Below are 20,339 nucleotides of genomic sequence, written 5' to 3' on the forward strand. Positions count from 1 at the left end.
GGCCAACGTGACACGCGACGACTTAGCCTAGCGCTGCGGAAAATTCAAGGCGCCCCTCGGCGGGGTCCCGGGGCGCGTCAGATGAGGAGTCCGTCCTCGACCGGGACGGAGGGCCCGGCGGCAGCAGCCGTCGTGGCCTGCTCGCGCTCCATGGCCAGACGGTAGGCGTGCGCCAGCACCTCGGGGAACTCCGCCACGCAGGCGTTGAAGCTCTCGCGCGGCAGGCAGAGCACGACCGTCTTCCGGCAGGCGGTGACCGTCGCCGTGGCCGGGCGTCGCTGCAGCAGCGAGATCTCGCCGAAGACCTGGCCGGTTCCGAGGTGCGCGAGAGCCAGCGCCTCCCCCCCCTCGACCTTCGAGACCTCCACCTCGCCGCTCAACACGACGTAGAGGCCCTCCCCCTCCTCCCCCTCGGCGAGGACCTGTTCCCCCGGGGCGAAGACCAGCGAAACGAAGTGCGAGACGAGGTCCTCGCGCCGCTCGGGATCCAGCATCGCGAAGAGGGGCGAGGTGGCGAGGAGATTCCGCACCATGCGCTCCCGCGTGTGACTGGCGAGCACGTGCGCCACGCCGGGGCTGCGTTCGGCGAGCGTCACGACCCCCTGCCGGTCGAGCTCGAAGAGCAGCGTCGGGGAGTGGCAGACCACACGGGCCGCGCGCGGAGAGTCGGACAGGAGCGCCATCTCGCCGAAGAAGGCCCCCGAGCGGAGGAAGGCCAGGTGCACACCGTCGCGCGTCACCTCCACTACCCCCCGAACCAGCACGAAGAACGACGTGCCATCGGCCCCCTGCTCGATCACCACCTCGCCGGGTGGAAGCGCGCGCAGCGCCATCAACGGGAAGACCTCCGCCAGATCCTTGGGCGACAGCTCGCTGAAGAGCGCGAAGTGCGTTGCGCCCCCCGCGTGCCCCTTCGACGAACTCGCCTCGAAGGCCCGCAGCGCCCGCGCGCACGCGTCGCTCGCCGACTCGCGCAGGACGCGGGGGTCGCGCGAGACGGCCTCGCCGACGGCGATGGTGCGCGGCGGGCCGGCGGGAGGTGGAGGCGGCGGGCGTCCCGCATCCTTGCGCGTCGTGCCCCCGAAGTCCTTCGCCAGGGCGGCCACCGCGCGCCCGCCCGCGGCCTCGTCGAGCGACTGGAGCTCCTTGACCGCGGCCAGCGCGAGCAGGAGCTGCCCGGCCCCCGACAGCGCCGCCACGATGCGCGCCAGCGCCTGCGCCGCCTCGTCGCGCTCGCCGAGCCGGCCAAGCCCGAGCGCCGTCCGATACCAGACGTAGAAGTCCGACGGATCCGCCTCGAGCAACGCCACGTAGTACCCGAGCGCCTCGGGAAGCTCACCCCGGGCGAAGGCGAGGTCAGCCGCCTCGAGAAGCTCGCTATCGGTGGCCGTCGTGGTCATCGGTCGGAGCCTACGGCCGCGATCGAAGGACGGTCAATCAGAATGACAGGATGAGGCCGGCCGGACGACGCTGCGGCGGGGAGGCCGTTCCACCCGTCGCCGCCGTGGCGATGATGAAGGAGGTGATCGCCACGCCCGCGCCGATCCCCACCCAGAACCACCACTGCCGGTAGGCCGGCGCATCTACCCGACGGCGACGCGCGGGCGCGACCGGGAAATAGGCCTCGCGCCTTTCCCGCTGCAGCGTCGCCTCGTGCGGAAAATCACGGGAGGCGAGTCGCCTCGGCCCCACGGCCCGCGGGAGCCCCGGGGGAGGCAGCGCCGCCGGCCCGGCGCGAAGCGGCTCGCGCGCGGCAGCGACCGCGGGCTGGCTCGCCGGCTGCGTGGCCGGTTGAGACGCCGCGCCTCGGTTCTCGAGGTCTGCGTAGGGGTCCGCGGAGCGGCTCCGCAGCGCCTTGAGCCGCGTCTCGACCTCGGCCCGCTTCGCCGCCTCGGGCGCACTGCCGAGATATCGCTCGTAGTAGCGGATCGCCTCCGCGTTCTCGCCCAGCCGGTCGTGACAGCGCGCCAGGTTGTAGTCCAGGATCGGCGAGGGCGCGAGCGCTCCCGCCTTGCGAAAGGCCGCCTTGGCCCGCGCGTAGCGGCCGGCGTCGTAGTGGGCCTTCCCGTCGAGAAAGAGCCGTCGCGCCTCCTCCCGTGCGGCCGTGGCCAGCGCCGGCGGAAGAGCCCAGGCCACCTCGCCTCCGAGGAGCACGAGACACAGGACCGCGGTGGTTCGTATCGGGGATCGCATAGGCATCTCGGCTACTCCGTCGCTTCATCGTGTTCGTGAACGCGCCTCGGCCGGCTCGACCGCGTCTCCGGCTCGGGCCCGTGATCCGATCCATCGTCGCTCGCCGCCGGACGGGGCCGCACCGGTCGGCGACCTCCTCGCACGCGCTTCGCCCCCCCGCCAGCTCCGAGCTTCTCCCCGGCCCGCGTACTCGGACGCGCGGGCGAGAGGGCCACGGTGAGCTTACGGTCCTCGCCCGCCACGACCCGCACCTCCCGGTCGGCGTAGCCACCGCGTCGCAGGACGAGCGTAACACGCGATCCGCGCTCGATCTCGACCACCTCGGGCGTCTGCCCCACGGTGCGCCCGTCGCGCACGATCACCGCGCCCGACGGCTCCGACGCGACGAGCACGCGCACCCGTACCCCAACGGCCGGCGCGGGGCCATTCGCCGCCTTCGGCGTCGCCCCCTCTGCGGCGTCGTCGCTCGCGACAAACGCCGCGGAGCGAGCCGGCGCCGCGACCGAGGCGGGCCCGCGCCCGCGAGCGAACCAGATCCCTAGCCCGACGGCGAGCGCGAGCGTCGCGCCGCCGGCGACCACTGCCGCCCCTCGTCGCCCTCTCGCGACGGGCGGCCGCGGCAAGAGCTCTCCCGCCGTCGGCGTGCTGGCCGGCTGCACGCCCGCGCTCGTCGGCGAGAGCGGCGGCCGGATGCGGGAGACCCGCAGGTAGCTGTGAGCGGGTGCGGCGCCGAAGAGCTCCGCCCGCACCGCCGTCAGCGCAGCGACCATCGACTTCATGTCCTCGTAGCGCTCGCCGGGGTCCTTCGCGAGGGCTTTGAGCACGAGCGCCTCGAGAGGGGCCGCCACGCCTCCCGGACAGCGGAGCGACGGCCGCTCGGGAGCCGCGGTCACGTGCTGCGTGAGGATCACCATGAACGAGTCGCCCACGAACGGCACGCTCCCGGTGAGCATCTCGTAGAGCATCACCCCCAGGCTGTAGATGTCCGCCCGATGGTCCACCGGCCGGCCGAGCGCCTGTTCCGGCGCCATGTAGTTCGGCGTGCCGAAAATGACCCCCGTTCGCGTCAGCGCCCCCTCCTCTCGCCCTTCCGCCGCGCTCACCTTGGCGACCCCGAAGTCCAGGATCTTCACCTGAGCGCTCCCCTCGAGCAGAAAGACGTTCGCCGCCTTCATGTCGCGATGCACGATCCCTTTGGCATGCGCAGCGGCGAGACCGTGGGCGACCTGGATGGCGATGTCCACCGCGGCGAGCGCGTCGAGGGGCCCGCGAGCGACGAGCTCACTCAGCGGCTGCCCCTCGAGGTACTCCATCGTCAGGTACACCTGCCCATCGGGGAGGCGTCCGAAGTCGTCCATGGCCACGATGTTCGGATGTCCGATGGTCGAGGCCGCGCGCGCCTCCCGCTGGAAGCGCATCACCGCCTCGGGCGAGGCCGTGATCTCGGGGCGCAGGAGCTTGAGCGCGACCCGCTTGTCGATTACCAGATGGCGCGCCTCGTAGACGGTCCCCATCCCCCCCTCCCCGAGGCGTCCGACGATGCGAAAGCGATCCGCGACCACGCGCCCGACGAGCGCATCCTCCCCCCCTGCCGCGTCCCCTCCGGCCACGAGGCGCGTCCCGTCCGTCGGACAGAACTGTCCGTGGGGGTAGACGCCTTCGCAGGTCGGACAGGTACCCATCGCACCTTCGCTCGCATGGCGGGAGCGCCGGCCCGAAGCCGCGCTTCCCGTCCCCACAGGGAATGTAGCAGGTGGCAGCTGGCGCCGTCGCGTTGACAGCCGAGGCGGAGTGGGCCGATAGTAGGCCTCTCATGGGCACTCGAGAGGCCGACCTCGCGGGAACGTGGTACCCGGACACCGCGGAGGCCTGCGACCGGATGATCTCCGAGCTCCGGGGCGACGAGCCCCTCCCGACCGTCGAACCGGGTCTTCGCGGCGGCATCGTCCCGCACGCGGGCTGGGTCTTCTCGGGACGGGTCGCCCTCCGGGTCCTCGAGACGCTCGCGCTCTCCGCACCGGAGACGGAGACGGTGCTCCTCTTCGCCGGACACCTCGCCCCGACGTCGCCGGTGAGCGTGATGGTCGAAGGGGAGGTGTGGACCCCGTACGGCCCCATCGCGACCGACGAGGAGCTCGCGCACGCGCTACTTCAGCGCTGCCACGCCCGCGCCGAGACCGGCGAGACGCACACGCAGGACAACTCGGCCGAGGTGCAGTTCCCCCTCCTCAAGCGGCTCTGGCCCGCAGCCCGCATCGTGGTCGTCGGGGCCCCTCCGCGTGTGGACAGCCTCGAGCTGGCCCAGGTGGCCGCGGAGCTCGCCCTCGACCGCGGGCGACGCATCCTGGCCGTCGGCTCCACCGACCTCACGCACTACGGTCCCAACTACGGCTTCACGCCACGCGGGCGTGGCGCCGCGGCGCTCTCCTGGGTCCGCGACGAAAACGATCCCCGCTTCCTCGCCCAAGCGGAGCGACTCGACCCACAAGCGATGATCGTGGAGGCCCTCTCGCGCCGCAACGCCTGCTGCCCGGGCGCCGCCGCGGCGGCCGTCCACTGCGCGCACCGCCTGGGCTCCACGCGGGCGACCCTTCTCGCCTACGCCACCAGCGCGGACGTGCGCCCCGACGACAGCTTCGTGGGGTACGGGGGCGTGGTGTTCTGAACGCGTGACGATGGCTGAGCCCCTTCGCGTCTTGCTCGTCGCCTCGGAAGCGACCCCCTTCGCCAAGACCGGCGGGCTGGGAGACATGGTCGGGGCTCTCGCGCCGGCCCTGCGGCAGCGCGGCCTGGACGTCCGCCTCCTCCTGCCGCGCTACGGCTGGATCCGCCGCGACGGGCTCTCGCAGCACCCGCGCCCGCTGTCGGTCCCCGCCGGGGGGAGCGAACGCTGGTCGGCTCTCCTGCAGGGCCAGCTCGCCGGCGTCCCGGTCTACTTCCTCGAGCACAACGTGGCCTTCGATCGGTCGGGGGTCTACGGCCCCCCCGGGGGCGCGTACGAGGACAACTGCTTCCGCTTCGCGCTGCTCAGCCGGGGCGCGCTGCAGCTCTGCGCGCACCTCAACTGGTGGCCGCAGGTCTTCCACGCGCACGACTGGCCCACAGCGCTCGTGCCGGTCTTCCTCAACACCGTCGGACGCGGCACGCCAACCGGGGCCGCGGCGAGCGTGCTGACGATCCACAACCTGGCCCACCAGGGCTGGTTCGATCGCAGTCGCTTCGCCGAAACGGGGCTAGAGGTCGGCTTCCACCAGCACCTTGGCCTGGAAGGCAACGACGGCATCAACCTGCTGAAGGGGGGCATCTACCACAGCACGGTGATCAGCACCGTCTCGCCGACCTACGCCCAGGAGATCCAGACACCGAGCTACGGCGAGGGGCTCGACGCCCTGCTGCGCAGCCGGCAGAGCGATCTCTTCGGCGTCCTCAACGGTATCGATGAGGAGGTCTGGAACCCCGCTACGGACCCGCACCTCCCCCACCGCTACGGCGCCGAGGACCTGGCCGGCAAGCGCGCGTGCAAGGCGGCCCTGCAGCAGGAGGCGGGGCTGCCGCAGCGCCCCGAAGTGCCGCTCCTCGGACTGGTGAGCCGCCTCGCCGCGCAGAAAGGGATCGATCTGCTCCTCGCGGGGATCGATCGCCTGCTGGAGCTGGACCTGCAGCTCGTGGTGCTCGGAACGGGAGACCCCTCGGCGGAGCAGCTCCTCGCCCAGCTCTCGGCGCGCCGCCGCGGTCGCGTGCACGCCTGGATCGGCTTCGACGAGCGGCTGGCGCACCTCATCGAAGCCGGTAGCGACTTCTTCCTCATGCCCTCGCGCTGGGAGCCGTGCGGTCTGAACCAGATGTACAGCCACCGCTACGGCACGGTCCCCATCGTGCGCGCCACCGGCGGACTGGAGGACACGGTCCAGAACTTCGACCCCGCCACGGGTGAGGGCACGGGCTTCAAGTTCCGCGACGCGACCCCCGAGGCGCTGCTCGGGGCGATCCAGGCCGCACTACGCGTCTACCGCGAGGACCGGCTGGGTATGGCCACGCTCGTCCGCCGCGTGATGGCCGAGCGCCACGGGTGGGATCGGGCGGCCGCCGCCTACGAGTACCTCTACCGACTGGCCCTCGTGCGCAAGCACCGGGGGTAGGCCGAGATCACGACAGCTCGCGCCCGTCGCGCCGCTGCGTCTCCTAGATGAAGCGCCGGGCCGCGGAGTCGTACCGCCGCGTCACGACCCGCCGCAGGGTCCGCCCCTCGATCTCGTAGAGGTTGTAGGCTGCCCGACGTTCGGGCGCGTGCGGCGGCAGCCACGTCGCGGAGGTCACCCCGATGACCGGAATCGGCGCGCCGAGCCCCTCGAGCTCGTCGTGGCAGGCGCGGTGGAGGTGGCCGTGCACCACCAACTCGGCCCCCGTCCGGCGTAGGAGGCCGAGGAACTCCTCCGAGTCGGTGAGCCGCTTGAAGTGATGCTTGGCCGCGACCCGCGGCGGGTGATGCAGCGCGACCAACCGGAACTTGTCGCGCACCTCCGGGTGCAGGAGCAACGTCTCCGCCTGCTTGAGCTGTGCCTCGCCGAGACTCCCCACCGCCAGGAACGGCGCCGACGGACGCGCGGTGCTGAGCGCCACGAGCGCCACGTCGCCGCGCATCCGCACGAAGGGAAACCCCTCGCTCCCGACCAGGTCGCCTTTCACGAAAGGCGCAAGGATGCGCGAGAAGTCGTCGCGCAAGCTCGCGAGGTAGGTGTAGCAGTCGTGGTTCCCGGGCACGACGGTCACCTCGGAGGCCGGCAGCGAGAGTTCGCGGAGGAGCTCGCGCGCCGTCTCGAACTCCGATGCGAAGGAGAGGTTCGTGAGGTCCCCGCTCACCACCACGTGGTCCGGCCCGACGTCGTTGAGGTCTTTCACCAAGAGGTGCGCCACCTCCATCGAGTGCTCGCGCGCGCGCCGCAGCAGCAGGTTCGCCCCGCCGAGCGCTCGCTTCCCCAGGAAGGCGAGCGGGCTCACACCACGAAAGGAACGCAGGTGGAGGTCAGAGCAGTGGGCTACGAGCACGACCCCCTCAGGCGGTCTGGAGCGCGTAGAGCCGCGCCGGCTTGCCAGCGCCGGCCTTGTGCAGGACGCGCTCGAGGGCCTCGAGGAAGCCGCGCACCATCTCCTCGCTGAGCTCGCCCATGTTCGCGACCTGGAAGTAGCGTTCTTCCAGGTGCGCCTTGCACTGGTAGACGATGTACCCTTCGGCCTTCAGCGCGGCGTAGAGCTCGGCGAAGGTCATCCCCTCAGGCACCCGGACCGTGCAGACGGTGTGGGACTCGTGCCCCGTGTCCGTGAGCGGCTCGAGGCCCAGCCGCCGCAGGGCGAGGCGCATCTTGCGGTTGAGTGCGCGGTAGTGCCTCACGCGCCCCGACGCCCCATCGCGCAGGAGCTCGTCGAGCGCCGCGCTAAGGGCGAAGATATTCGACACCGCCGGCGTGAACGGTATCTGCCCCGCGCGATACCGCCGCAGGTCCAGGTAGTACGAACGCGCGGGCAGTTCTTCCACGCGCTTCCAGACTCGCTCGTGCACGCACACGAACGAACACCCGCTGACCGCGTGGAGGCACTTGTTCGGGCTCGAGATGAGGACGTCGATCTTGTCGCGCCGGACGTCCAGATCTTCGCCGCCGAGGCTCGACACCGCGTCGACGAAGAAGACTCGGTCCCGTTGACGGCAGAGGCGGCCGACCTCCGCCACCGGGTTGAGCAGGCCCACTGAGGTCTCGTGGTGGCACATGATCACCCCCGTGATCCCGGCGTCCTCGTCGAGAGCGCGCGCGACGGCAGCGGGATCCACCTCCGCCCCCCACGCCCCCTTCAGGTGCCGCACGGCGAGGTCGTGCACCGCCGCGATCTCGGCGAAGCGCTCCCCGAAGGCCCCGTTGCTCACGATGAGCAGCTTTCCTTCGCGGGGGACGAAGCTCAGCAGCGCAGCCTCCATCGCCGCCGTTCCGGACCCTCCGAGGATCATGACCTCGTGCTCCGACCCGCCGCGGCAGACGCGCCGGAGCTTGCGTTGCACGCGCCGGAGCGCGAGGGCGAAGTCGGCGTCGCGGTGGCAGACGTCCTGGTGCACGAGGGCGCTCTTGACCCTCGGCGAGGTGAGCACCGGCCCGGGGTTCAGCAGCACGAAGTGGCGGGCCCTCTTCTCGGACAGCAGGCCCTCGATGTACCCGAGGGTACGCTCCGCCGAGGTCGCACCGACCGTCCCCACCTGGCGCGGCGCCCCGTCGCCCGCGAGCTCCTCTCCGTAGGCCCGCACGAGCCACTCGGCGTGGCTCAGGGTCTCCGGCGAGTCCACGACCTGCCACTGCGCTCCGGAAGAGGCCTCGCCCCGGAGCCGTCCCGCGGCGGCAGCCTGACGGAGCGTGGCCACGAAGCTCTCCGCCTGGCCGCGCGCGATCCGCTCCACCAGGCGCTCGGTCACGATCGCCACCTCGGCCATCAGCGCGTCGTACTGCGTCAGGTCGGGACCGATCCGCACCACCCGGTCCCCCTCCGCGCACACCTTCAGCGCCCGGGAGGGGTCGAAGACCCGGCCGACCGCTCCATCGAGGAGCAGCACGGCGTCGTCCCTCCCGTCGTCCAGATCGAGCAGGGGGGAGAGCAGCTCCGGCCCATGCAGGAGCGTGAGGGGCAGGAGCAGCGCCGGCCCCAGAGCGAACGCCCCCGACTCGAGGAGCTGTCGCGCCTGCCGACGCGGCTCCGCGGCGTCCTCCAGCCAGCGCACCGTGAGCGCCGAATCGCTGCTCGGCGCGAGGCTCTCCTCCGCCCTCCGCGGATCGCCCCCCGGCCCTCCACCTATGATGAAGACCGATTGCACCCCCTGCTGCTCGAGCGACAGCAGACACCGTCGCGCGAGGGGGATCCCCGCAACCGGGGTCCAGGGGTCGAACGCCTGGTAGCGGCACTCGGCACGGTCGGGCCCAACAGCCCAGAGAATGGCATGGCGGATCATGGCGCCCTTTCCGTCGAGCAGCGCGAAGCTCAGAGGTCGGCTAGTAAATGTCCGACGGGGGAGCCTGTCAACCCCATCGCGCATTTCCGTTGACAGGGCCGCGCTCCTCGGGTCCAAGCTGCCCGCGCGGATCGATGTCTGACCTCGCGCTCAAAGCCACTCCCTCCGCCACGCCGGGCCGGCCGCGCCTCTGGCGCCGCCTCGCCGCCCGCGTGCAGCCTCAATACCTGCTCCTCTTGCTCTTCGGCGGCTTGCTCGCGCTCCTGCACGCCTTCGCCCCGCAGCGACTCTCCTTCAACATCATGTCCGTGCGCTACGCGCTGTGGATGATGCTCTCCTTCGCGGCCGCGGCCCTCGTCGTCGAGCTCTTCCACGCCACGCGCGGCCGTCCCCGCACCGTGCGCGAGGCGCTCGCCCGCTCTGCGGCCATGCTGCGAGACTGGTTCCCCTTCGTGCTCTGCCTCTGGGTCTACGAGAACCTCCACGACCTGACGCACTGGCTGCGTCCGGACACCGTGGACGAGGCGCTGGCCCGTGCCGACGGCTGGCTCTTCGGGGCGCAGCCCACGTTATGGCTCGAGCAGTGGGCCCACCCCCTCCTGACCGACTGGATGGCCCTCGCTTACCTCACCTACTTCGTCTTTCCGCCGCTCCTCGCCGGCTGGCTCTACTTCGCCGGACACACCGGCGCCTTTCGAGAGCTGCAGCTCGGCCTGCTCGTCGCCTTCTATGGAGGCTTCATCGGCTACATCCTGGTTCCCGCCGTGGGGCCGCAGCTCATCCTCGCGGGGCAGTACCGGGGGCCACTCACCGGTCGGTACGTCTACTGGGGCGCCAAGGTGCTCGTCACCACCTTGCAGACCTTTCCAAGGGATTGCTTTCCCAGCCTGCACACGGCCATCTCCACAGTGACCCTGCTCTTCCTGCTCCGCCACCGCCGCAGCGTGCCACTGCGTCCCGTCGTCCTGCCCGCGGTCACGCTCCTCACGGTCAGCCTCTGGGTCTCGACGGTCTACCTCCGTTATCACTGGTTCGTAGACGTCCTGGCGGGCTTCGCGCTGGCGCTCCTCGCCACGCTCTCCGGGATCGCCTTCGAGCGAAGGTGGCCGAGGCCCGCGCCGGCCCGATGCGTTGACGCACCCCGACATGCCGGTATAATGCCGCCTCACTGCTAGCGGAGCCGGAACACGTTGACAAAGACGTTTCTCGAGTCGGGACGGACCCATACCTGTGGGGAGCTGCGCGGCAGCCACGTTGGCCAGACCGTAGTCCTCATGGGGTGGGTGGCCAATCGACGCGACCACGGCGGCGCGATCTTCGTGGACCTGCGCGACCGCTACGGCCTGACCCAGGTCGTCTTCCGCTCGGACGTGGAAGCCGACGTGCACGCGCTGGCAGAGGACCTGCGTAGCGAGTACTGCATCGCCGTCTCCGGCGTCGTCGCGAGCCGCGGCGAGAACACCAATCCCAAGCTCCCTACCGGCGAAATCGAAGTGTCGGCCCGCGCGCTCGAGCTCTTCTCCCGCTCCGAAACGCCGCCCTTCGAGATCGCCGACGAGACCGACACCCGCGAGGCCGTGCGCCTGCGGTACCGCTACCTCGACCTGCGTCGCCCCGCGCTCCAGCGGAACTTCGCGCTCCGGTCGCGGGTCTGCTCGGCCACCCGCAACTACCTAGACGAGCGCGGCTTCCTCGAGCTCGAGACCCCGGTGCTCATCAAGCACACCCCCGGCGGCGCGCGGAACTTTCTTGTGCCGAGCCGACTGAATCGCCACCACTTCTACGCCCTCGCCGAATCTCCCCAGCTCTTCAAGCAGCTCTTCATGGTGGCGGGAATGGACCGCTACTACCAGATCGTCCGCTGCTTCCGCGACGAGGACCTGCGAGGCGACCGGCAGCCCGAGTTCACGCAGATCGACGTGGAGCTCTCGTTCGCGCACGAAGAGCTGATCTACGACATCGTCGAGGGGCTGCTCTGCCGCCTCTTTTCCGCGGCCCTGGGTCTCGAGCTGCCGCGCCCCTTCCCGCGCCTCACCTACCGCGAGGCGATGGACCGCTACGGCTCCGACAAACCCGACCTGCGCTTCGACCTCCCCCTCGGCGAGGTCAGCGAGCTGGCCCGTGGCTCGGGGTTCCGGGTCTTCGAGCAGGCGCTCGAGAAGGGGGGCATCGTGAAGGCCCTGCGCCTGCCGGGTGCCGCCGAGAAGCTGTCGCGCAAGGACCTCGACGAGCTGCCCGAGCTGGTGAAGCCCGTGGGGGCCAAGGGGGTGGCGTACGCACGGATCCTCGAGGGGGGCGCCTGGCAGGCCCCCTTCGCCAAGGCCGTGGCCCCCGAACGGCAGCAGGCCTTCAACGAACGACTCGGCCTGACGACGGGGGACGTGGTCCTCTTCCTGGCCGACTCGGCGTCGATCGTGAACAACGCGCTCTCCCTGCTGCGCCTCAACATGGCCGCACGCTTCGGACTGGTCCCCAAGGGGGCCTGGCGCCCACTCTGGGTGACCGAGTTCCCGCTCTTCGAACGCAACGAGGAGACGGGCGCCTGGGTGGCCTGCCACCACCCCTTCACCGCACCACACCCCGACGACGTGGAGCTCGTGAACACCGACGGCCGCGGCCAGGCGCGGGCCCGCGCGTACGACCTCGTGCTGAACGGCGTCGAGGTGGCGGGCGGGTCGATCCGGATCCACCAGGAGGCCGTCCAGTCGCGCGTCTTCTCGGCCCTCGGGCTGTCCAAGGAGGAGGCCGAGAACAAGTTCTCCTTCCTCCTGGAGGCCTTCCGCTACGGACCGCCGCCGCACGGAGGGATCGCGGTGGGGCTCGACCGCCTGGTCATGGTGCTCTGCGGCGCCGAGTCCCTGCGCGACGTGATCGCCTACCCCAAGACGCAGAAGGGGACCTGCGGCCTCACGGGCGCGCCGGCCCCCGTCGACGACGCGCAGCTCGCCGAGCTCCACGTCCAGCTGAAGCCGTGACCCGAGCCCGATGACCCTCCCCACCGACGCTCCTCGTGATCCCCTCGCGCAGCGACGGGCTACCCTCGCGCGCCTTCGCGACGAGCCCTTCGATCTGGTGGTGGTGGGCGGCGGCATCACCGGCGCGGCGGTGGCCCGCGACGCGTTGGTCCGCGGCTACCGCGTGGCCCTCGTCGAGCGCACCGACTACGGCTTCGGCACCTCGAGCCGCTCGAGCCGCCTGGTCCACGGAGGCCTGCGCTACCTCGAACACGGTCAGGTGGCCCTCGTCTTCGAGAGCCTCGACGAGCGCGCCCGCCTGGCCCGGCTGGCCCGGCACCTGGTACGCCCCCTCCCCTTTCTCTTCCCGGTCTACCGGGGCGACGAACGCCGCCTGCTCACGGTGCGCATGGGGTTCTGGGCCTACGACGCACTCGCGCTCTTCCGGAACTACCGATTCCACCGCACCCTGCCGGCCTCGCGCGTGGTGGAGTCGATGCCCGGCCTCTGCGTGGAGGACCTCAAAGGTGGAGTTCTCTACTACGATTACCAAACGGACGACGCCCGGCTCGTTCTAGAAAATGCGCTCGCCGCGCACGCCCTCGGCGGAGCGGTCCTCTCGCAGGCCGAGGCCAAGAGCTTCGACTTCGCCCACGGCAGGGTCCGCTCCGTGGAGGTGCAGGACCGTCTCTCGGGCGAGGTCTTCGCCATCCGGACGACCGCCGTGGTCTGCGCGGCCGGCCCGTGGACGGACGAGCTCTTGGGGCGCGCGGGGGAAAGCCGCCGCTGGCTCCGCCCCACGAAAGGGGTGCACATCGTCGTGCCGCGAGCGCGGCTCCCCGTCGACGAGGCGCTCGTGATGCGCCACCCGGAGGACCGGCGGCTGCACTTCGTGCTCCCGTACCACGAACACACGGTCGTCGGGACGACCGACACGGATTTCCACGGCGACCCGGCGCACGTCGCCGCCACCGCCGCCGACGTGAGGTACCTCTTCACCTCGGTGGCGCGCTACTTCCCGGCAGTCACGCTTCGTCCGGAGGAGGTCGTCTCCTCGTGGGCCGGGGTGCGCCCGCTGCTCGACCAGGACCCTGGGGCCGACCCGAGCGCCCTCAGCCGCGAGCACCGCATCCAGGTCCGCCCTGACGGGCTCGTGGTCATCGCCGGGGGCAAGCTCACGACCTTCCGCCGCATGGCAGCCGAGTGCGTGGACGCCGCGTCCCGAGCCATCGCGGCCGGGGGCGGCCCCACCCACCGCCGGGGAGCGGGCACGCGCGAGCTCTTCCTCCCCGGTGGGGTCGGCTTGACCAACGACGAGGAGCTCGCCGCCCTTCAGGCCCGGCTCGCCGAGAGCGCGGGGGATCCGCAGGTCGGAGCCCACCTGGGTCTCCTCTACGGCGCCCGCGGCCCGGAGGTCCTGGCCCTGGCGGCCACGCACCCGCGCCTCCGTCGCCGCGTCGCAGAGGGTCTCCCCTACCTCTGGGCCGAGATCGCCTTCGCCGGGCGCGAGGAGTTCGCGTGCACGCTCTCCGACGTGCTCGTGCGTCGCACGCAGCTCTTCTACCGGGATCCGCAGCAGGGTCTGGGCGTGGCCGAGGAGGCGGCGGAGCTCCTCGCCCCCATCCTCGGCTGGGACCCGTCCGAGGAGGCACGGCAGGTGGCCGCGTACCGCGCGCTCGTGGCGGAGAACCGGGCCTGGCGGGGTGAGTTCGCACCGCCGGTGCAGGGGAGCGCCGCCCTCAGCGCCTGACCGAGCCCCAGCCGCGGACGCTGGGAATGCACCGGGCGGACCCGGCGCGGCGCCGCCGTCAGCGCCTCAGTTCGCCTGCCACTTGCTGCCCCCGTCCGAGCCCCCTTCGGGCTCGGCGCCGTCGGGCTCCTCTTCTACTTCCGCGGGCTCGTAGGCCGGGTTGTGCGCCAGGTTCAGGATGTCCAGGTAGTGCCCGTCGGCGTAGAAACTGAGCGCGTTCATCCCGTCGGCGAATTCGCTGTAGTCCAGGTTCTCCGTCGGCAGCTCGACCGTGAGCACCACGTCCCCGTCCAGGTCGATCCCGAACTTCGCCAGGTTGATGGCGTGGTTCAAGCGGAGCAGGTGCTGGTGGAGGCGCGCACCGCACTGCTCGTCCTGAGCGGCGTTCACGTAGGGGCTGATCGCCATGTAGACCCAGTGCTCGGTCAGGTGCACGACGATGTTGAAGTTGTTGCTGTCCCCCCGAAACCCCGTGCGCCAGGTGGCGCTCTCCTCGTCGTAGTCGTACTGCCAGCCGTACTCCTTGAAGAACTCGTGGATCGTCTCCGCGGTCGCGGGCATCGCTCCTCCGATCGTCGTCGGAAGCTCCGACGGTGCACTCCCAACGATGCCACGGGGCCCCCCTCGGGGTCCACTGGCCCATTGCCATCGCCGTTCGGCCGCTCCAATATCGCGCCATGCCGTCCTTCGACCTGTTCAATCCGACCGACACGCACCGCGCCGTGCGCGAGGCCGTGCATCATTTCGGCGAGACGCTCCTCGAACCGCAGGCCGCGGAACACGACGAGACCGAGACCTTCAACGAGGGCCTCTTCCGGCGCCTCGGCCGCGAGCTCAATCTGTTCGGGCTCACGGTTCCGGAGGAGGCCGGCGGCGTCGGCCTCGACCCCGTGGCCACCGTCATCGCCTGCGAGGAGCTGAGCCGCTACGACCCGGGCTTCGCCCTCTCCTATCTGGCGCACGAAGTGCTGTTCGTGAACAACTTCTACCACAACGCGAACCCCGCCCAGCGCGCGCGCTTCCTCCCCGACGTGCTCAGCGGAGCCCGGATCGCGGGGATGGCCATGACGGAGCCCGGGGCCGGTACCGACGTCCTCGGCATGCGCACCACCGCGCGGCGGCGGGGAGACCGTTACTTCCTCACCGGCACGAAGCAGTTCGCCACGAACGGCCCGGTGGGCGACCTCTTCCTCGTCTACGCGAAGATGGACGACCCCGGCCGCCGCGAGGTCTCCTCCTTCGTGGTCGAGCGCACCGCTCCTGGCTTCTCCGTCGGCAAGAAGGAGAAGAAGATGGGGATGCGGGCCTCGCCCACCTCGCAGCTCGTCCTCGAAGAGTGCGAGATCCCCGTCGAGAACCGGCTCGGCGCCGAGAACGGGGCGCTCGTGCACATGATGCGGAACCTCGAGATCGAACGCGTGACCCTCGCCGCGCAATCGGTCGGCATCGCCCTGCGCAGCCTCGAGGTGATGTGCCGCTACGCGGTCAGCGAGCGCAAGGCGTTCGGCAAAGCGCTGATCCAGTTCGGGCAGATCCAGCAGCGCGTGGCGGAGGCCTACGCCAGGACCCACGCCGCGCGGGCCCTCGTCTATCAGGTAGCTCACGCCATCGACCCGGACCGCCGGGAGAGCCTGGGCGCCGACGCGGCGAAGCTCGTGGCCACCCCGGTCGCCGAAGAGGTGGCCCGCAGCGCGATCCAGGTGCTCGGCGGCTACGGCTACACGAGGGACTACCCGGTGGAGCGCCTCCTCCGAGACGCGATCCTGCTCTCCATCGGCGGCGGCACCATCGAGGCGATGCAGAAGAACATCGCCGCCGAGCTCATCCGACAGTACCGGTAGATCGTCGACGAACCGTCTTTGGAACGGCCGCCCCTACCGCCGAGTGGCCACGTGCTGCCACTTCTCCCCCACCCAGGCCCCCAGGTACGAGGCGCCGAAACAGAAAGGCGCTCCGACCAGCAGGCCCACGATGTTGATCATCCCCATGCGGAACTGGAGCCCGCAGATCAGGATCAGCGAGATCAGCGACGCGACCGCCGGCTCCCGCGTCGTGTGTCCCGTGGACATGCGCCCGACGACCAGGCCCCCCAGGAAGTAGATGCCGAGGGCCGTGCCGGTGGCGAGAGCGAAGGCCACGAGGATCCGGTCCGCTTCGAGCAGTCGCACGAGTTCCGGCCCGAGAGCGCGATAGGCGCCGACGTGGCCCCCTACGACCAGCAGGATGGCCACGATCACCCAGCGCCAGCGGAATTTTTCAGGACGCCACCTGGGACCCATCGCTCCTCCGACGCGATCACCTTACCGCCACTGCCGAGTCGTCGCCAACCCGCAGCCTCGCGTTGACAGCCACGGAGCGCGGGGCGAGACTGCGCCCGTGCCGCTCTCGACTCAGGTTCGCTCGGCCGTCGCCTCGGCCCTGGCCAGGCTCCTTCCGCCGCACCGCCGATCCGAAGGGGATACCGACCGGATCGTGTACTCGCGAGACCTCTGGCCGCGCTCGCTCCTCGCGCTGCGCGACGGTCAGGCCTCGATCGCGCCGCCGGACTTCGTCGTCTGGCCCGAGAGCACGGACGAGATCGTGGCGCTGGTGCGCCTCGCCGAGGAGCTCCGCGTCCCGCTCATCCCGTGGGGCGGAGGCTCGGGCGTCTGTGGAGGGACTTTGGCGCTTTCGGGCGGCATAGTGGTCGACGTCAAGCGCATGCAACGCGTGCTCTCCGTCTCGCGCGAGGACCACCTGGTCACGGCGCAGGCCGGGATCAACGGGCAGCACCTCGAGGATGCGCTCAACCTGCAGGGGCTGACGCTCGGGCACTTCCCGTCGTCGATCTACTGCTCCACCCTGGGCGGGTGGTTGGCCACGCGCTCGGCCGGACAGATGTCCACGCGCTACGGCAAGATCGAGGACATGCTGGAGAGCTTGGAGGTCGTCGCAGGCGGCGGCGCGAGGATCAGGTGCGGCGTCGGCGACACCCCGGATCTGGCGCCGCTCTTCGTGGGGAGCGAGGGAACTCTCGGCGTGATCACCGAGGCCACCATGCGGGTGCGCCCCTTGCCCTCGCACCGCGTTTTTCGCGCGTACGAGTTCCCGCGCGTGGCCGCCGGGTGCGAGGGGATCCGGCGCATCCTCCAGCGCGGCCTGCGTCCGGCCGTCGTGCGCCTGTACGACCAGATGGACAGCCTCCTCGCGCGCCCCTCGGGTGACCCGGACGACGCCCCATCGGCCGCGGGCGCGCTCGCCAGCCTCATCCCCGAACGTGTGAAGGACGCCACCGCGGAGCTGCCGCGCCTGCTGCTCGGGCAGGCCCTCGCCCACGCGGGCATCTTGAGCAAGCTCGCCGAGGCCCTCGTGCCGAAGCTGGGACGCGGGTGTCTGCTCATCGTGGGCCTCGAAGGGGAGCCCGGACTCGCCGAGGCGGAGGCCAGCCTCTGCCACGCCGAGCTCCTCGCGGCCGGTGGCAAGGACCTCGGCGATGGGCCCGGCCTGCGCTGGTACGCGCACCGCTACAGCGTGTCGTACAAGATGAGCCCGCTCTTCGCCGCCGGCGGCTTCGTGGACACGCTGGAGGTCGCCACCACCTGGGACAAGCTCCTGCACCTTTACGGCCAGGTGCGCGAGGCGCTGTCGCCGCTGGCCATCGTCCTCGCCCACTTCTCGCACGCCTACCCCGAAGGCTGTTCGATCTACTTCACCTTCGCCGCGGCGGCCGAGGGCCGAGCCCGGTCGGAGGCCCTCTACGACGAGCTCTGGCGACGCGGGCTGGCCGCCGTGACGCGTTCGGGCGGGACGATCAGCCACCACCACGGCGTCGGGGTGAGCAAGGCTTCCTTCATGGAGCAGGAACACGGCACCTCCTTCGCCCTCTACCGGCAGCTCAAGGCGCTGTACGATCCCTGCGGTGTCTTCAACCCGGGAAAGATGGGGTTGTGACATGAGCGCGCTCGTCCCCTCCATCGTCACGACCCTCGGAGAGATCCTGGGGCCGGCGCACGTCAGCACCGTCGAGGCGGACCGGCGACGCTGCGGCGCCCTGGCCCCATCGATCGTCTGCTGGCCTACCTCCGCTCCCGAGGTAGCCCAGGTGCTGAAGCTGGCGGCGACGCGGAGCCTGACCGTGGCCGTCGTCGGGGCCGGCACGCGCAGCGCGAGCTTCACGGCTCCCGAGGACGGTCGCCTGCGCGTCGCGCTCTGCACGCAGCGGATGTCGAACATCCTGAAGCTGGACGAGAGCTCTCTGACCGTGCACTGCCAGGCCGGCCTCCTCGCCTCCCACCTCGAGGAGTCGCTCGCCCGCCACGGGCTCTCGCTCGGGCCCCTGGCCGCCCCGCTCGGGCCATCCACGGTGGGCGGCGCGCTCGCCGGCCCGCATACGGAGAACCTCGGCTCCGCGACGCACGCGCTCGGCGAGGCGTGTCTCGGCTTGTCCGTGGCCCGCCCGGACGGCTCCGTGATCCACACGCGCGTGGCTCCTCGTCGAGCGACGGGCCCCGACCTGCAGCGTTTGTACCTCGGTAGCTGGGGCGCGCTCGGCGTCATCACCACCGCGGTGCTTCGCGCCCACCGCCTCCCCGAGAGCAGCGCCACGGTGGCTCACCTCTATCCGAGCGTCGCCGCCGCAGCCCGGGCGTCGCGCGAGTTGCTTGCCCTCGGGGTTCGCCCGCGGCGGGTGCGCATCGTGAACCAGACCCGGGCCGCCGAGGAACTCGACCCTCGTCACTATGCGATGCCGGCCGCGGCGCTCACGCTCCTCGAGGGCCCCGCGCTGCTGCTGCGCGCCGAGCTCGAAGCCCTCGAGACCTCGAGCCACGCGCACGGCGGAACGGAGCTGCCGAAGGACCTGTCGCAGCGCTGGCACGCGCACCTCGCGACGCGGGTCGACCCGGGCTCCGGCGCGAGCTACCGCGTGCGACACAGTCAGCTCCCCGCGGCCCTCGCGCTGCTCGAAGGCTCTGCGCCGCGCCCCTTCGCCCTCGACGGCCTCGAGCTCCATGCGCTGACGCTCTGGCTGCCCGGCGACGACCCTGCCCCCGACGGAACGGCGGTCGACCGCGACCTGTGCTCCCTGGGCTCGGTTCGGCTCCGCCCCGCCCTGCCCGAAGCCGTGCGCCCCTTCCGCGCGCTGCAGGACCCCGACGGCGCGCTCGCGCAGCTCGTGCCGATGGCCGCGCACCGAGGAGCACGCCATGCCTGATCCGCGGCGACCGTCCCCCGAGGCGCAGCTGGCTCCCTTCGTGCGGGAGCTCGAGTACTGCACCTACTGCCCCAAGCTCTGTCGTCACGCCTGTCCGGTCGCCACCAGCCTCGGCAGCGAGACGCTGGTCCCTCAGGCCAAGATGGAGCTGCTGAACCTCATGCGCCGCAACGCGATCCCATGGACCACCGACCACGCGCTGCCGCTCTACGGCTGCACGGGGTGCGGTCTGTGCCGCGAGTACTGCGAGCACGACAACGACGTGGCGACGGCCCTCTTCTTCGGTCGGGCCGTGGCGCGCGATCGCGGCCTCGAACACCCCGCCGTAGAACGTCTGCCCGAGCGATTCCGCACGCGCAATGAAGCGCTCCGTGCGCGACTGCACGCCCTCGTTCCGCCCCAGCGCCTGGCCAAGGAGGCGCGCGTCGGCTTCCTGCCGGCCTGTGACTCGGTGGACAGCTCGCCGGGCGACGTAGCGAGCGCGCTCGACCTGTTCGATCGTCTGGACCTCGGGTTCGTGCGGGTCGTGGACACCCCGGTGATCTGCGCCGGCTACCCCCTCTGGGCGGCGGGGCACGTCGAGGCGGGGCGCTTCGTGGCGGAAGAGCTCCTACGCCGGCTCCGCGGCTTCAACACCGTGGTGCTCGGGTGCCCGGCCTGCGTGCACCTCTTGCGCGTGCGCCTCCCCGGCGAGGGGCTCGAGCACAACGTCGAGGTCTTGCACCTCTCCGAGTATCTGGCGCTCCACCTCCCGCGCGTCGAGGTGAAACGCCGCCAGCCCTCGGCCTACTACCACGACCCCTGCTATCTCGGCCGACACCTCGGGGTCTACGATCAGCCTCGCGCCCTCGTCGCGCGCTGCGTCGAATCGCCGCGCGAATTCCTTCACGCGAGGGAACTCGCCGAATGCTGCGGCGGGGGCGGACTCGTCCCGCTCACCTACCCCGAGGTCGCGCGCGAGCAAGCGCGGCGGCGACTCGCCGAGCCCGAGCTCCTCGCCGTCCCGCGGGTGGTCACCTCGTGCGGGACCTGCAAGCGCACGCTCGAGGCCGCGGGGACCGGGGTGGAGATCTGGGACCTGGCCCGGCTCCTGGACTGGGCCACCGCCCCCGAGCCACCGAGCCCTCCCTCTCCGCGCGCACCGGGGACCCGAAAACGCAAGACCCGGATAACGCGTTAATTTACAGCTACTTGCGCGACGCGATGGCCGCCACGCCCGCAGCCCACTTTTTACTGGATCCGCGGGCCGGTCACCGATAGGTTCCT

At 71.2% G+C, this 20,339-nt stretch carries 16 protein-coding genes; 9 read left to right on the forward strand and 7 right to left on the reverse strand.

From position 1 onward, the window contains the following. Nucleotides 1-77 precede the first annotated feature (77 nt). Genes IT371_18935 through IT371_18945 form a run of 3 tightly spaced genes read right to left on the reverse strand, consistent with a single transcriptional unit; the run spans nt 78 to nt 3,875 of the window. Nucleotides 78-1,400: a cyclic nucleotide-binding domain-containing protein gene (locus tag IT371_18935; protein MCC6749749.1), complete on the reverse strand. Its 1,323-nt coding sequence runs from the start codon at nt 1,398-1,400 to the stop codon at nt 78-80. Nucleotides 1,401-1,437: 37 nt separating this feature from the next. Beyond that, nucleotides 1,438-2,199 (reverse strand): tetratricopeptide repeat-containing protein, encoded by a 762-nt coding sequence (locus IT371_18940; GenBank protein MCC6749750.1) that lies wholly within the window; start codon nt 2,197-2,199, stop codon nt 1,438-1,440. A gap of 5 nt (nt 2,200-2,204) precedes the next feature. Then, on the reverse strand, nt 2,205-3,875 hold the full coding sequence (locus IT371_18945; GenBank protein MCC6749751.1) for a serine/threonine protein kinase: 1,671 nt from the start codon (nt 3,873-3,875) through the stop codon (nt 2,205-2,207). A gap of 131 nt (nt 3,876-4,006) precedes the next feature. Between IT371_18945 and amrB the strand changes: the two genes are divergently transcribed. Both amrB and glgA read left to right on the forward strand, forming a co-directional pair. Beyond that, nucleotides 4,007-4,858 carry an AmmeMemoRadiSam system protein B gene (amrB, locus tag IT371_18950; GenBank protein MCC6749752.1) on the forward strand — a complete coding sequence of 284 codons (852 nt, stop codon included), beginning with the start codon at nt 4,007-4,009 and terminating at the stop codon, nt 4,856-4,858. A 10-nt stretch (nt 4,859-4,868) separates the two neighbouring features. Beyond that, a complete protein-coding gene (gene glgA, locus IT371_18955) occupies nt 4,869-6,332 on the forward strand; it encodes a glycogen synthase GlgA (GenBank protein ID MCC6749753.1) in 1,464 nt (487 codons plus the stop codon). Nucleotides 6,333-6,375: 43 nt separating this feature from the next. Here the strand turns inward: glgA and IT371_18960 are convergent, their stop codons facing one another. Both IT371_18960 and IT371_18965 read right to left on the reverse strand, forming a co-directional pair. Next, complete coding sequence (locus IT371_18960; protein ID MCC6749754.1) at nt 6,376-7,239, reverse strand: metallophosphoesterase; 864 nt, start codon at nt 7,237-7,239, stop codon at nt 6,376-6,378. Between the two features lie 7 nt (nt 7,240-7,246). Next, nucleotides 7,247-9,178, reverse strand: coding sequence for an alanine--glyoxylate aminotransferase family protein (locus IT371_18965; GenBank protein MCC6749755.1), 1,932 nt, complete (start codon nt 9,176-9,178; stop codon nt 7,247-7,249). Between the two features lie 134 nt (nt 9,179-9,312). Between IT371_18965 and IT371_18970 the strand changes: the two genes are divergently transcribed. The 3 genes from IT371_18970 to IT371_18980 are packed head-to-tail and all read left to right on the forward strand — an operon-like array spanning nt 9,313 to nt 13,882. Then, on the forward strand, nt 9,313-10,353 hold the full coding sequence (locus IT371_18970; protein MCC6749756.1) for an inositol phosphorylceramide synthase: 1,041 nt from the start codon (nt 9,313-9,315) through the stop codon (nt 10,351-10,353). Nucleotides 10,354-10,368: 15 nt separating this feature from the next. Then, nucleotides 10,369-12,153, forward strand: coding sequence for an aspartate--tRNA ligase (gene aspS / locus IT371_18975; GenBank protein MCC6749757.1), 1,785 nt, complete (start codon nt 10,369-10,371; stop codon nt 12,151-12,153). A 10-nt stretch (nt 12,154-12,163) separates the two neighbouring features. Next, on the forward strand, nt 12,164-13,882 hold the full coding sequence (locus tag IT371_18980) for a glycerol-3-phosphate dehydrogenase/oxidase (protein ID MCC6749758.1): 1,719 nt from the start codon (nt 12,164-12,166) through the stop codon (nt 13,880-13,882). Nucleotides 13,883-13,948: 66 nt separating this feature from the next. Here the strand turns inward: IT371_18980 and IT371_18985 are convergent, their stop codons facing one another. Beyond that, complete coding sequence (locus IT371_18985) at nt 13,949-14,443, reverse strand: YbjN domain-containing protein (protein MCC6749759.1); 495 nt, start codon at nt 14,441-14,443, stop codon at nt 13,949-13,951. Nucleotides 14,444-14,559: 116 nt separating this feature from the next. On the opposite strand from IT371_18985, the gene IT371_18990 reads away from it, so the two are divergent. Further along, nucleotides 14,560-15,723, forward strand: coding sequence for an acyl-CoA dehydrogenase family protein (locus IT371_18990; GenBank protein ID MCC6749760.1), 1,164 nt, complete (start codon nt 14,560-14,562; stop codon nt 15,721-15,723). Between the two features lie 33 nt (nt 15,724-15,756). On the opposite strand, the gene IT371_18995 is transcribed toward IT371_18990, so the two are convergent. Further along, on the reverse strand, nt 15,757-16,161 hold the full coding sequence (locus tag IT371_18995) for a hypothetical protein (protein MCC6749761.1): 405 nt from the start codon (nt 16,159-16,161) through the stop codon (nt 15,757-15,759). Between the two features lie 97 nt (nt 16,162-16,258). Here IT371_18995 and IT371_19000 point away from each other — a divergent pair, with 97 nt between their 5' ends. From IT371_19000 to IT371_19010, 3 genes are read left to right on the forward strand one after another with little or no spacing between them, the layout of a single operon-like run. Beyond that, the gene (locus IT371_19000; protein MCC6749762.1) at nt 16,259-17,812 is read left to right on the forward strand and encodes an FAD-binding oxidoreductase; all 1,554 of its coding nucleotides are present in this window, start codon (nt 16,259-16,261) and stop codon (nt 17,810-17,812) included. Nucleotide 17,813: 1 nt separating this feature from the next. After that, a complete protein-coding gene (locus IT371_19005; GenBank protein ID MCC6749763.1) occupies nt 17,814-19,073 on the forward strand; it encodes an FAD-binding oxidoreductase in 1,260 nt (419 codons plus the stop codon). Further along, entirely contained in the window at nt 19,066-20,253 is a 1,188-nt protein-coding gene (locus IT371_19010; GenBank protein MCC6749764.1) for a (Fe-S)-binding protein, read from the forward strand. The genes IT371_19005 and IT371_19010 overlap by 8 nt, the downstream gene beginning before the upstream one ends. Nucleotides 20,254-20,339: the final 86 nt, after the last annotated feature.

Source organism: Deltaproteobacteria bacterium, from assembly GCA_020848905.1.
Taxonomy (GTDB): Bacteria; Myxococcota_A; Polyangia.

Bases quoted from the DNA above. Each gene is read 5' to 3' on its own strand.
- IT371_18935 (MCC6749749.1), bottom strand. From the start codon at position 1,400: ATGACCACGACGGCCACCGATAGCGAGCTTCTCGAGGCGGCTGACCTC.
- IT371_18940 (MCC6749750.1), bottom strand. From the start codon at position 2,199: ATGCCTATGCGATCCCCGATACGAACCACCGCGGTCCTGTGTCTCGTG.
- IT371_18945 (MCC6749751.1), bottom strand. From the start codon at position 3,875: ATGGGTACCTGTCCGACCTGCGAAGGCGTCTACCCCCACGGACAGTTC.
- amrB (MCC6749752.1), top strand. From the start codon at position 4,007: ATGGGCACTCGAGAGGCCGACCTCGCGGGAACGTGGTACCCGGACACC.
- glgA (MCC6749753.1), top strand. From the start codon at position 4,869: ATGGCTGAGCCCCTTCGCGTCTTGCTCGTCGCCTCGGAAGCGACCCCC.
- IT371_18965 (MCC6749755.1), bottom strand. From the start codon at position 9,178: ATGATCCGCCATGCCATTCTCTGGGCTGTTGGGCCCGACCGTGCCGAG.
- IT371_18970 (MCC6749756.1), top strand. From the start codon at position 9,313: ATGTCTGACCTCGCGCTCAAAGCCACTCCCTCCGCCACGCCGGGCCGG.
- IT371_18980 (MCC6749758.1), top strand. From the start codon at position 12,164: ATGACCCTCCCCACCGACGCTCCTCGTGATCCCCTCGCGCAGCGACGG.
- IT371_18985 (MCC6749759.1), bottom strand. From the start codon at position 14,443: ATGCCCGCGACCGCGGAGACGATCCACGAGTTCTTCAAGGAGTACGGC.
- IT371_18990 (MCC6749760.1), top strand. From the start codon at position 14,560: ATGCCGTCCTTCGACCTGTTCAATCCGACCGACACGCACCGCGCCGTG.
- IT371_18995 (MCC6749761.1), bottom strand. From the start codon at position 16,161: ATGGGTCCCAGGTGGCGTCCTGAAAAATTCCGCTGGCGCTGGGTGATC.
- IT371_19005 (MCC6749763.1), top strand. From the start codon at position 17,814: ATGAGCGCGCTCGTCCCCTCCATCGTCACGACCCTCGGAGAGATCCTG.
- IT371_19010 (MCC6749764.1), top strand. From the start codon at position 19,066: ATGCCTGATCCGCGGCGACCGTCCCCCGAGGCGCAGCTGGCTCCCTTC.